This is a genomic window from Paraburkholderia phytofirmans PsJN (genome assembly GCF_000020125.1).
GTDB lineage: Bacteria > Pseudomonadota > Gammaproteobacteria > Burkholderiales > Burkholderiaceae > Paraburkholderia > Paraburkholderia phytofirmans.
The window spans coordinates 1,269,336-1,281,553 of the sequence record NC_010681.1 but is presented as its reverse complement, the minus strand read 5'-3'; the positions used below and the strand labels follow the sequence as shown (position 1 = coordinate 1,281,553).

Annotated in this window: 12 protein-coding genes; 5 read left to right on the top strand and 7 right to left on the bottom strand. The window is 63.5% G+C overall.

The window, feature by feature from the left end; genetic code table 11:
• Window positions 1-4 precede the first annotated feature (4 nt).
• The 5 genes from BPHYT_RS37120 to BPHYT_RS05565 form a co-directional block, all read right to left on the bottom strand.
• Window positions 5-217, bottom strand: a complete 213-nt coding sequence (locus BPHYT_RS37120) for a hypothetical protein (RefSeq protein WP_012432178.1) — start codon at window positions 215-217, stop codon at window positions 5-7.
• A 157-nt stretch (window positions 218-374) separates the two neighbouring features.
• Window positions 375-644 (bottom strand): hypothetical protein, encoded by a 270-nt coding sequence (locus BPHYT_RS05580; RefSeq protein WP_012432177.1) that lies wholly within the window; start codon window positions 642-644, stop codon window positions 375-377.
• Window positions 645-747: 103 nt separating this feature from the next.
• On the bottom strand, window positions 748-2,148 hold the full coding sequence (locus BPHYT_RS05575; RefSeq protein WP_012432176.1) for a sigma-54-dependent transcriptional regulator: 1,401 nt from the start codon (window positions 2,146-2,148) through the stop codon (window positions 748-750).
• Window positions 2,149-2,453: 305 nt separating this feature from the next.
• Window positions 2,454-2,729 (bottom strand): hypothetical protein, encoded by a 276-nt coding sequence (locus BPHYT_RS05570; protein WP_012432175.1) that lies wholly within the window; start codon window positions 2,727-2,729, stop codon window positions 2,454-2,456.
• A 46-nt stretch (window positions 2,730-2,775) separates the two neighbouring features.
• A complete protein-coding gene (locus BPHYT_RS05565) occupies window positions 2,776-3,093 on the bottom strand; it encodes a DUF883 family protein (RefSeq protein ID WP_012432174.1) in 318 nt (105 codons plus the stop codon).
• A gap of 372 nt (window positions 3,094-3,465) precedes the next feature.
• Here BPHYT_RS05565 and BPHYT_RS05560 point away from each other — a divergent pair, with 372 nt between their 5' ends.
• The 3 genes from BPHYT_RS05560 (at window position 3,466) to BPHYT_RS05550 (ending at window position 6,031) form a co-directional block, all read left to right on the top strand.
• Window positions 3,466-4,524 carry a sigma-54 interaction domain-containing protein gene (locus BPHYT_RS05560; protein ID WP_012432173.1) on the top strand — a complete coding sequence of 353 codons (1,059 nt, stop codon included), beginning with the start codon at window positions 3,466-3,468 and terminating at the stop codon, window positions 4,522-4,524.
• Window positions 4,525-4,886: 362 nt separating this feature from the next.
• Window positions 4,887-5,465, top strand: coding sequence for a hypothetical protein (locus BPHYT_RS05555; protein WP_012432172.1), 579 nt, complete (start codon window positions 4,887-4,889; stop codon window positions 5,463-5,465).
• Complete coding sequence (locus BPHYT_RS05550) at window positions 5,462-6,031, top strand: hypothetical protein (RefSeq protein WP_012432171.1); 570 nt, start codon at window positions 5,462-5,464, stop codon at window positions 6,029-6,031. The genes BPHYT_RS05555 and BPHYT_RS05550 overlap by 4 nt, the downstream gene beginning before the upstream one ends.
• Before the next feature lie 99 nt (window positions 6,032-6,130).
• On the opposite strand, the gene BPHYT_RS05545 is transcribed toward BPHYT_RS05550, so the two are convergent.
• Window positions 6,131-7,477: an ABC transporter ATP-binding protein gene (locus BPHYT_RS05545; protein WP_012432170.1), complete on the bottom strand. Its 1,347-nt coding sequence runs from the start codon at window positions 7,475-7,477 to the stop codon at window positions 6,131-6,133.
• Between the two features lie 20 nt (window positions 7,478-7,497).
• Window positions 7,498-9,249 (bottom strand): ABC transporter permease, encoded by a 1,752-nt coding sequence (locus tag BPHYT_RS05540; protein ID WP_012432169.1) that lies wholly within the window; start codon window positions 9,247-9,249, stop codon window positions 7,498-7,500.
• Window positions 9,250-9,957: 708 nt separating this feature from the next.
• Here BPHYT_RS05540 and BPHYT_RS05535 point away from each other — a divergent pair.
• Complete coding sequence (locus BPHYT_RS05535) at window positions 9,958-11,649, top strand: sensor domain-containing diguanylate cyclase (RefSeq protein WP_012432168.1); 1,692 nt, start codon at window positions 9,958-9,960, stop codon at window positions 11,647-11,649.
• Window positions 11,650-11,860: 211 nt separating this feature from the next.
• Window positions 11,861-12,127, top strand: coding sequence for a double-stranded DNA-specific endonuclease (locus BPHYT_RS05530; protein ID WP_007175813.1), 267 nt, complete (start codon window positions 11,861-11,863; stop codon window positions 12,125-12,127).
• Window positions 12,128-12,218 lie beyond the last annotated feature (91 nt).

The following is a 12,218-nucleotide window of genomic DNA, read 5'->3' as shown; positions in this document are numbered from 1 at the left end:
CGGCTCAAGCATCCTGTTCCGAGCCGAGATCGCGCTGGTATTCCAGGCCTTCCTGGCGCACGCCGCCCTGGTTGTGCTCGCCGTCTGGCGGGGCATCGGGCGCGATGCGGTTCTGGCCCGCCGGGTCGTGCTGCTCCGGCGGGCTGTCTTTGCTGCCGCCCGGCCGGGAATCGCGCTTCGAATGGCGCGCTGAACGTCGCAGTGCTGGATGTCTCATGATCCACGCCTCCAGGGGAAGCCCGCCGCCGGTTCGCGGCACTCATACAGTCTAGGGGTCGCCACCGTAAATTGCCGGTAAAAGATGCGCCGGCTTTGTAACAAGTACATAAAATCACTGCGCCGCACTGTGGTGCAACGCCCAGCGAGCGTCAGAGTTAGATTTGTAGCGTCCGGAACGACTGGCGCTGATCGGCTTGCGGCGTTTGCGTGGGCTGCGGCGGCGGATCGCCGATGGGCGGAGCGACCGGCTCGATAGGTTCGATCGGCTGCGGACTCGGATCGGGACTCGGACCTGGAACGGGAATAGTGTCGGGCTCACCGGGACTCGGCGGCGCAATCGGAGGCGGTGACGGCGGCTCGATCGGCTCGGGACGGTGAGCGTGGATCGGCAGGGAAAGCGCGGGAGCGGCAGCGTAGTCCGGCATATTGTTATCCTCGTTTGCGTTTCATTGAATCGCAGCAAGGCCTGTGCCGTTACGGATGCGCCCCCGGCTGGATGGCGTCTATCTTGTGAGCGGTGTGGGCGCGTTAAGCGTCCGCGCCGCCCAGTGCGCGCGATTCGTCGGCGGCGTCGCCGTCTTCACGCGCGTCGTTGCCGTACTCGACGAGGCGGTTATACAGCGTCTTCAGGCTGATGCCGAGAATCTCGGCGGCTCGCGTCTTCACGCCGCCGCACTGCTCGAGCGTGGCGAGAATCAACTGACGGTCCGCTTCGGCGAGCGACGTGCCGAATGGAATCGTAATCGCCGTGCCGGCCGCGGGCTTCGACAGCGTGATCTGCAGCGGCACCGTTGCCGTGCTGTCCGAATCCGCACCCGACATGATGTGCGCGCGCTGCACGTAGTTCTTCAATTCGCGCACATTGCCCGGCCACGGGTAGGACATCAGCATGTCCTTCACGGCCGCGGGGAAATGCTTCTTCGTGCTGTGGCGCTCATTAAGTTCGTCGAGGAACGCCTGGGCCAGCAGCTCCACATCCTTGCCCCGCTCGCGCAACGGCGGCAGGCTAATCGGGAACACGTTCAAGCGGTGGTACAAGTCGAGCCGCAGCTTGCCTTCCAGCACGGCCTGCTCGGGATCGCGGTTGGTCGCCGCGATCAGACGCACGTCCGTTTCAATTTCCTTGGTCGTGCCAACCCGCATGAACATGCCGGTTTCCAGCACGCGCAACAGCTTGACCTGCAACTCGATCGGCATCTCGGTGATTTCGTCGAGGAACAGCGTGCCGCCGTTCGCGCGCTCGAAATAGCCCTTGTGCTGACGGTCCGCGCCGGTAAACGAACCGCGCTCGTGGCCGAACATTTCGGATTCGATCAGATTCGGCGAAATCGCGCCGCAATTCACCGCGAGAAACGCGTGCTTGCGACGCAAGCTGAGCTGGTGCAGCGTCTGCGCGGCGACTTCCTTGCCGGTGCCCGACTCGCCCACCAGCATGACCGAGGCCGCCGTAGGTGCAACGCGACCGATCTGGTCGTAGACCTCCTGCATGGCCGGCGAATTGCCGAGCATCAGGCCGAAGCGGCCCATGCGGCGCAACTCGCCGCGCAACGTGCCGATTTCCGCCTTCAGGTCGCCGGCGCGCGGCAGGCGCGAGAGGATCGCCTTCACGCGCTGCATGTTGATCGGCTTCACCAGGTAGTCGGTGGCGCCCATCTTCAGCGCGTTGACGGCCGACTCCACCGTGGCATGGCCGGTAATCACGATCACCTCCACGCCGGAGCGCGGATCGAGATCTTCGAACAGGTCGACCCCGCTGCCGTCCGGCAGCTTCAGGTCCGTAAAAACGACGTCCGGCATCTGCCGGACCAGTTGAATGCGCGCTTCGCGCAAATCGCCCGCGGTGGCGGTGGTCAGGCCATCTTCCCCGATGATGGCGGAAAGTGCCTCGCGGGTACCGGCATCGTCATCGACAATCAGTACATGTGGCATCGCGTCTCGAAAGCCTGCAAGCGTGGGTATGGGAAAACATGCAAACGCGCATGTTGAAATGCGTGCCGTCGACCTGCGCTTCGCCGTTGCCGCGGGCTCTAATGTGAGCACCCACCAACTCTGACCCAACGCGCCAAGCCGACGACTTGATTCAATCTTGCAACAATATGAGGGCAAACCCACCCGCCCCAACCGTCATTGTTGTTTATTTACCTATTATAAGGCTTTACGGAGACAAATTTGCAAGGCATACCGGGCGCCGCCCGTCACTGCGGCGAGCCGGCGATGCAGTGCGGACAAACTGCTCAACTACGCGGGAACGGCCATGCGCCGCCGTTGCCATTCGGGTAAGCGGAGCCGTTGGCGCCATGCGCGCTCGGACCCATGTCGCCGGCCGTGGTCGCCTGATTGGCGGTCGGCGCAGGCGGCGCCGCGACCGCGCCGCCCTCGTTTTCCCAACGGCCCAACTCGCGCGCCACGGGGATTTGCGCGGCGCGGTTGCGCCGCTGTACGTAGCGCACTGCCAGAAAGCCGCCGAGCGCCATCAGCGCGCCGAAGATGCCGATTTTGGGTCGTGCCATCGTGAACTCCTTGTCGTCATGAAGCGGATTGAGACCGGGATGCGGCTCAGCGCGTGGTCAGCACGCCGAGTACAAAGCCGACGCCCGCGGCGATGCCGATCGAACGCCACGGGTTCTGCCGCACGTAGCGTTCGGTATTGACGGTGGCGGCCCGATAACGCCGCTGCGCGTTCTCCTGCGCATCGCCAAGCGCCGACTGCAGGGTTTCGACATGCGTGCCGAGTTTGTCGCGCAGCACGCCGACGCCCTCGCCGGGCACATTGGCGACCAGCCGCAACATTTCTTCCGAGTCCTTCAGCAGCACCCGCAGATCCTCGACAATCTTCTGGCCGCCGAGTGCAAGCTGTTGCGTGGTGTCAGTCATCATTCACTCCTGGTCTGAGTTCGGCGTTGCGCGTGCGTTCCGGCGAGTGCGCATAACGCTGCAAATTGGCGAGCGGCGATCGCTGCCCAAGCGCAACATATGCTATGCAATCGCGAGAAAAAGCACACGCGTGTCGGATGGAAGTTGCAAACGCCGTGCCCGGTAAATTTGCCTTCGACGCCGCAAGCAAACACCAAGCCAGGCACTTTCGACCGAACGTGCACTAATGTGTTTTTTCAACCCTCAGATCGTTTGCCGAAAACGGTGCCAAAGTGGTTAAATCAATCTTTGAGAGATAGCGAGCTCGCTGGTTAATCTCGTTCCAGGCCTGCGCGCCGTAACAACAAACTCATTTGCACAGGACCCCCGTTTATGGCGTCAATCGACCTCGCCTCGCCCACCGTCTCCGGCGGAGGCAATGCTTCGGCAATGGCGAAGCAGCGCGTCGCGGACGGCATCGTGGGACTCAAATCGTACGGCTTGCTGTATGGCTCGTCGCCGGTGATGCTGGATTTGTATCAACAGATCGAGCGCTTCGCGGGTACTGACGCGACCGCGCTGATCATCGGCGAATCCGGCACGGGCAAGGAGTTGATTGCCCGCACGATTCACGATCAAAGCAACCGCAAGGAAGCACCATTCGTCGCCGTGAATTGCGGCGCGATTCCCGACGAACTCATCGAAGCCGAACTGTTCGGCCACGAGAAAGGCAGCTTCACGGGCGCGGTCCAAGGCCGCGTCGGCTACTTCGAACATGCGAACGGCGGCACGCTGTTCCTCGACGAAATTACCGAGATGGCGCCGGTGCGCCAGGTCAAGCTGCTGCGCGCGCTGGAAACCGGCACGTTCTACCGGGTCGGCGGCAATGACCTGATTAGCGGCAACGTGCGCGTGATCGCCGCCACCAATCGCGACCCCGCAATCGCGGTCAAGGAAAACGGCCTGCGTGAAGACCTCATGTACCGCCTTGCGGTTTTTCCGCTGCGGGCGCCGCCGCTGCGCGAGCGCGAGAACGACCGCGAACTGCTTGCGCAACACTTCCTCGCGCTGCTGAATCAGCAGGAAGGCACGAGCAAAAGTTTCAGCAAGCGCTCGATCGAAACGCTGCGCACATGGTCATGGCCGGGCAACGTACGCGAGTTGAAGAACGCGGTCTATCGCGCGTTCATTCTCGCGGAGAAGATCGTGGAACTGCCGCATCCGCATCTCGCGTCGCGCGTGAAAAAACCGATGACACAGGGCGATGCGATGAGCGTATGGATCGGCACGCCGCTCGCCGACGCGCAAAAGCAGATCATTCTCGGCACGCTCAAATATTGCGGCGGCGACAAACGGCGCGCGGCCAAAGCACTCGGCGTGAGTCTCAAAACCTTGTACAACCGCTTGAGCGCTTACGGCGACGAAAGCGCCGAAGACGAACCCGAGCAATAAACTCATGCCGTGCCACGCGTGGTGTGGAGTGGAGCGGCGTGAGTGCTTGCCTCGCGTGCCTAAATGATCGGGCGCATGCGGGCTTCTGTGGGTAAGCTGCCGCTGCAAAAAGCCTGCTTCCTGCGCCTTGAACCCCGAACAGAATCCGTTCGCACCGCCAATCAAAATAGGCTGCGCCCAAACAGAAACCCCTTTGTCTCGCACCATCTTTTGCAATTGCTTGCATTTTCCCTCTGCCAATTACAAATAGCATCCTGCAAAATGCGGCACACGCATTGCTAGGTGGGGAACGCGTGTTACTCGTTCGCGCAGCGGTTATTCGAGCACGAACGAAAGGCACTTGCAGGAGCAGAGACAGGGAAATGCAAAAAAGTATGGTGTGGGCCGTATGGGCAAAACGAACAGCCGGGCGTGGACGTCCCAATGCAACGGCGCTCGTTGCTCTTGCTGTGGCGATCTCGTCGGCGCTGAGCGGCTGTAGCTCGCTCTATTCGGAAGGCGCCACCGCCGGCGCCGGTATCGCAGGCGCCGCGCTCGCGGCGAAAGTCACCAGCAACGCGGCCGTCGCGACCGGCATCGGTCTCGGCGCGGTGGCTGCGGCACGCGCCGGCGTGCAGTATTCGGAGCGCGTGGTTCACACGAATACGCAGGACGGTATCGCGAAAATCGCCGGGCCGCTCGACGTCGGCGCAATCGCGCCATGGAGCGTGACCCATTCGATGCCGATCGAAGACGACGAGCATGGCCGCGTCACCGTCAGCCGCACGATCAGCGCGGGCGCGCTCGACTGCAAGGAAATCGTCTTCTCCGTCGATCAGGCGGCCACCAAGAACGTGCCGGCAAGCAGCGCGTTTTACGTGGCATCGATTTGCCGCGACGGCGACAACTGGAAGTGGGCGTCGGCCGAACCCGCCACGGAACGCTGGGGCGCGTTGCAATGACGGCGCGTTCGCACACGGCTGCCCTCACGGCGCGCCGCCCTCGCCTCGCTGCCTGGTCCGGCAGCCGGCTGCGGCTCGTGCTGGCCGGCGCGCTCTGCGTTGGCGCAAGCGTGCTGACGAGCGGCTGCTCGTCGGTCGGCGCGGCGAGCGGCGCGGCAGCGGGCGTCGCGTCCGGGCTGGTGACATCCAATCCGGCCATCGGCATCGGCGTCGGCATTGCCGTGCAGGCCGCGACCGACGAGGCCGTCGGCCGCTACATGCGCACCATGCACACCGATCAGCAGAACATGATCGCCGCGTTGGCGGGCGCCATGCCGGTGGGCGAGACGCGTCCGTGGGCGGTCAAGCACACGTTGCCGATCGAGAACGGCCACGGCCAGGTGCGCGTGACGCGCGCCTTCGGTTCGGCCCTCGCGCTCTGCAAGGAATTCGTCTTCTCGGTGCAGGACGGCGACGGCCCGAACGCGCATGAGGATTGGTACACGGCGAGCGCGTGTCAGCAGGACAAGGGCTGGAAGTGGGCGTCCGCGGAACCGGCCGTCACACGCTGGGGCAGTCTGCAATAACTGCACCGCAATGAAAAAACGGCAGGGTCGCCCCTGCCGTTTTTGCTTTGAGCCGGCTTTGCGCGTCTTGATCGATCCAAACGCGCAGCGCCCACGCGCTCAAGACTCCACGTCTTCCAGACTGAAGATTTCGGTCTGGTCGTTGTACGAGAAGATCTCGCCATAACGGCCCCAGTTGATGACCGCGTCGAGCGTCTCTTCCGCGGCGCTGTCCGACAGAAAATCCTCCAGTTCCTGCTCGAAGCGCACGCGCGGCGCGCGATGCCCCGGCCGTTCGTTGAGCACCTTCTTGATTCGCGCGGCGAGCGGCACGTGACGCAGCAGATGTTCGGCGAACATCATCTTGCGTTCCTGAGTGCCGAACTCGGCGAACACACGCGCCGGCGGCGTCAGGAAAATGTCGCCCTCGCGGATATCCGCGAAACCGAGATGCTGCAGCACTTCGGCAACCGGGAACAGATCGTCGACCTCCAGATGCAGCGAGCGCGCGATTTCCGGCATGTCCGCGCGACCGTGGTACGGCGCGGCGGCCAGCGTTTCGATCAGACCGGCCATCAGGTTGGTCGACACATGCGGCAGCCAGCTGTGCAACTCGAGGCCCTTCCTGGTCTTTTCGTCGGTCTGACGCGCGGTCATCTTCGCGTAGATGTCGTCCACCAGCTTGCGGAACGCCGGATCGAGGCGGTTACGCGGATGCTTGAACGGCACCTTGATCTCGGCGATCACGCGCCCCGGATTCGACGACAACACCAGGATGCGGTCGCACATGAACACCGCTTCCTCGATGTTGTGCGTGACGATCAGCACGGCCTTGATCGGCATGCGGCCTTGCGTCCACAGATCGAGCAGGTCGGTACGCAGCGTTTCGGCGGTCAGCACGTCGAGCGCGGAAAACGGCTCGTCCATCAGCAGCAGCGTGGGGTCGACCACCAGCGCGCGCGCAAAGCCGACGCGCTGGCGCATGCCGCCCGACAGCTCGCGCGGGTAGGCGTTTTCGAAACCGTCCAGACCGATCAGGTCGATCGCCGCCAGCGCGCGCGTGCGCCGTTCGCTCGCACCGATGCCTTGCGCCTCGAGACCCGCTTCCACGTTTTGCAGCACGGTCAGCCACGGGAACAGCGCGAAAGTCTGGAACACCATCGCGACACCCTTGGCGGGGCCGTCGAGCGGCTTGCCCATATAGGTGACTTCGCCGTCGGTCGGCTCGATCAGACCTGCGATGATGCGCAACAGCGTCGACTTGCCCGAGCCCGAACGGCCCAGCAATCCGACAATCTCGCCTTCGCGCAGCGACAGGTTGGCGTCGTCGAGGACGAGCAGTTCGCCCTGCGACTTGTTGAACCCGCGGCACACGTCCTTGACGCGCAGGATCTCATCGCCGAGGCGCGGCGGCTTCGGCGGGGTCTGGATCGGCGCGGCGGTCATAGCAGCTTTAGGATTTTGCATCGCGTTTGGCCTTCATTTCTTCAATCAAGCCGGAGCTTGGCTTCGGCGTAGGCGTACATCGGACGCCACAGCAGGCGGTTGAACAGGGTCACGAACAAGGACATCACGGCGATGCCCACAATGATCTTCGGATAGTCGCCCGCAGCGGTGGACTGCGCGATATACGCGCCCAGTCCGTGCGCGGCCACTTTGGTGTCGCCCCACTGCACGAATTCCGCGACGATGCTCGCGTTCCACGCGCCGCCCGACGCAGTGATCGCGCCCGTGACGTAGTACGGGAAAATGCCCGGCAGCATCGCCTGGCGCCACCATTGCCAGCCGCGGATGTGGAAGTTCTTGGCCGCCTCGCGATAGTCGTTCGGATACGACGTCGCGCCGGCAATCACGTTGAACAGGATATACCACTGCGTGCCGAGCACGATCAGCGGCGACAGCCAGATGTCCGGGTTCAGATGAAAGCGCACAATCGCGATCACGAACACCGGGAACAGCAGGTTGGCCGGGAACGCGGCGAGAAACTGCGCGATCGGCTGAATCTTCTCGGCAAGCGCCGGGCGCAAGCCGATCAGCACGCCGACCGGCACCCAGATCACGGAGGCGATCGCGATCAGCACCACCACGCGCAGCAGCGTGATCAGCCCGAGCACGAACACGTGCCAGACTTCATCCAGCGACACGCCGGTGCGCACATAGATCACGACGCGATACACCACGTAGACGGTCGCGAGCAGCACCAGCGCCGCCCACACCATATCGCCGACGCGCGAACTCTTCTGCATCTGCGGGATCTGGAAACGCGGTCCCTGGAATGCCGGCAGCCGGAACGGCACGCGCGCGGCCTTGGCGAACATCCAGCCGAGCGGCACCAGCAAGCGGTGGATCAGGCGGGTGCGGCGGATCAGATCGAGCAGCCACGATTCCGGCGCGTCGCCCGAACTAGTGTTTTCCATGCGGAACTTGTCGGCCCACGCGACGAGCGGGCGGAACAGGAACTGGTCGTAGGCGAGAATCACGACCGTCATGGCGAGGATCACCCAGCCGATCGCGTGCAGGTTCTTGTCCGAGATTGCCTGCGCGAGATAGGCGCCGATGCCCGGCAGGATGATCGTTCTGTTGCCGACCGTGATCGCCTCGGAGGCGACCACGAAGAACCAGCCGCCCGACATCGACATCATCATGTTCCAGATGAGGCCCGGCATCGAGAACGGGACTTCCAGCTTCCAGAAGCGCTGCCATGAAGTCAGGTGAAAGCCGCGCGAGACTTCGTCCAGATCGCGCGGCACCGTGCGCAGCGACTGATAGAAGCTGAACGTCATGTTCCAAGCCTGGCTCGTGAAAATCGCGAAGATCGCCGCGAGTTCGGCGCCGAGCACGCGGCCCGGGAACAGCGCTAAAAAGAACGTGACCGTAAACGAAATGTAGCCCAGCACCGGCACCGACTGCAGGATGTCGAGAATCGGCACCAGCACCAGACCCGCGCGGCGGCTCTTGGCGGCGAGCGTGCCGTACACCAGCGTGAAGATCAGCGAGGCGACCATCGCCGCGAGCATGCGCAATGTGGTGCGCATTGCATATTCGGGCAGGTTTGCCGGATCGAGCGAGATGGCTTGAGTCTTGAGCGTCGACATGGGCGCCAAGGTCTCGTGAAAGCCGATCGCCGCCATGGCGATCACGCAGATGATCAGCGGGAAGGCGACGAAGTCCCAACGATTGGGCAGCACCCGCCATGCCGAAGCATTAGCGGTGCGCTTCAGGTTGAAGCTGAAGTCCATCAGATACCCTCCCCGTCGAACCAGGCGTTCAAGAACAGCAAGGAGGCCGCGGCTTCGGCGCGGCGGTCTGAAGATCGGTCCGGAAAGCGGAAATCAGGCATGGCAAAACGCGTGGGCGCGGTAAATCGTTAGCGTTGGAGACACGTGAACCGGCGACGGATGTGTCATGGACGAGGCGCCCAGGACCGCAACCGTCAAGCCGGACTCCTGTCGCCGCAGGCGCCACCCGTAAGGGCTGGCGAGCTTTCCTTGTTTTGGACGGCACGACACTACACCATCCTATGTTTCAGGCACAACCTTTCGCGGCAAATAGCGGTAAATAGCGGAGAACCCGCTTTCAACGCCCTTGGGTCTGCATGCGCCGAGCTTGCGCCGATTTTTTATCGTTGCGCACCGGCCGCCTCTTCGACCCTCGCGGCGGCTGCCGCGATGGCCAGCAACTGACCGGACAAACCCGAACCACCGTCAAGAATCCGGCCGGGCTGCCGTTAAGAACCTGATGGGCGCGGTGGACGCAGTTCGCATTCCCGCAATAACGGTGGCGTCTGGCCCCATCACGGTTAAAATCAGGAGACGACGCCTGTTATCGGATTATCCCGGGCCACAGCGACGGCGTATTGCCGACCGCTTCCACAGCGGTGAAACTGCGCGAGCGCGCTGCCACGATTGAGCTAGTTGCATGTCACAGCCAGACGGATCAGAGGGTCGATGAACAGGACAACCTTGCGCCAGGCAACCGGGCCGGTCAGCTTCATGCTGATCGTCCTGGTTTGCTGGTTCGTGGCCGGCATGGTTGCGGACCGGATGGTACAGCAAGAGCTGGACGCAGCCCTGCGTGCGCAGCGGCAAATGTCCACCTCGATCGTGGACAACATGGCGGAGGTGATCGCCAGCGACCTTGCGATGTCTCGCGCCATCCCCGCCACCATGGCCGAAATGGACGTGGTCCAGCGCGCTCTGGTGCAATCCCAGAATTATGCCGTGAAGAGTGGAGTGACGGAACCCGTCCTGCGCGCCGCCTTGCTGAAAGACACGCAGATGAGCGCCGTGAGCAATTTCCTGCACGACGCGCAAGGCTTCTCCGGGCTCGACCAGATCTGGCTCGTCAACGCCAACGGTGTGTGCGTTGCCTCGAGCAATTCCATCAACAATCCGCTCGCGGCCGAGCGCTCTTTCGTCGGCACCGACATGCGCGTGCGCGGCTATCTGACGAACGCGCTGCTCGGTGCGTTCTCCGAAGCCTATGGCGTTGGCCGCTCGAGCGGCGAGCCCGGCATCTTCATCGCCGCGCCGGCTTACGCGGACGGTCTGCTGGTCGGCGTGGTCGTCGCCAAGGTCGGCATCGCGCGGCTGCGCCATTGGGTCGCGCACGCCGGCACCTTCGTCGCCGACGACAACGGCGTCATCATCATGGCGCACAACAGCGAGCTCGAAGGCCGCGCGCTGCCGAACTCGCGCGTCTCGCACATGACACCCGCCGAGCGCAAGGCCATCTATCTGCGCGACCAGATTCCCGACATCCATATCAGCGTGGACTCGCAGGTACGCGAACAGGCGCCGTGGGTACCCTCCGCCGTGGCCGGGCAACTGTTCGGCATGTCCGAGCGGCTCGTGCCGTCGCTCTATCAGACGCGCGGCGGCCTGAACTCGGGACTGTCCGCGCATCTGGTCGATCCGCTCGTGGCCTGGCCGGAACTGCTGCGCAATCACAAGCGCGATCATTTGCTGGTGTTTCTGACGCTAGCCGGCACGGTCGCGCTGGCGTGGGTGATCACGGTCTCGTATGTGCGCGAGCGGCGCCACCATCGCGCCACGCGCGACCTTGCCGAACAATTGCAATCCGCCAACACGCTACTGTCGGCCGAAGCGCGCCACGACGCGCTGACCGGCGCGCTGTCGCGGCGCTACTTCCTCGACCTGCTGCGCCATGAGATAGAACGCGCGCACGCGGGCAACGAACCGTTGTGCATGGCGATCGCCGACCTCGACCACTTCAAGCAGATCAACGACCGCTTCGGCCACGCCGCCGGCGACCGCGCGCTCGAACATTTCGTCGATACCTGCCGCGCCGAACTGCGCGGCGCCGACGCGATCGGCCGCCTGGGCGGCGAAGAGTTCGGCCTGCTGCTGCCGGCCACGGATCTCGCCGGCGGCCACGAAGTCGTCGAACGCTTGCGGCTGCGCCTGAAGGCCATGCCTTCGCCGAAGTTGCCGGCATCGGTGGGCTTGAGCGTGAGCATCGGCATTACCGAACTCTCGCCCGACGATCTGCCCGAGCGGATCATGAGCCGCGCCGACATGGCGTTGTACGCGGCGAAATCGGGCGGCCGCGACCGCACCGAGGCCTTGCCGCCCGACGACACCGCACCGCCTGCCCGCACGGTGGCCAACGTCTGGTAATGCGTCCGGCAGACGCCGGACGCCGGCGTTTGAAACGAAGCGCAAGCGGTGCAAAAACGGTGCAAAAGCGAAGCGCAAACGGTGGGCAAACAGCGCGCAATCACGCCGCAAGCTGACGCAAGGCAAGAGCCGCCCTCGGGCATTCCTGACGAAGCAGGTATCATCGACCCTGATATCGAGGTTGCCGCTACTGCTTTAACGGGAGATTCGCATGAAGGGAAATTTGGTCATCGTCTGCCGCGATCAGGATGCTGACGCGTTCGACCATCTGCTGGCTGAATACGGCGCGTTTCAGACGCGTTTGTCGTCTACCGCGTGGTATCTGAAACTGGACGTCGCGCCGGAACTGATTCAGGAAGAGATCCTGGCGCGTCTCGGCAAATACACCACGCACTATATTTTCGAAGCCGAAACGGTGACGTGGAATACGGTGGATAGCGACGCGGCGAATGCGCTGAATACGTTGTTCTCAGACTAGCGCGCCGGCTGCCGGCCGCGTCTTGCGAATCTTGCGTTCGGATCTCAAGACGCGACACGGACTGCCCAAGCCCGCGGCGCGCATCCACCTA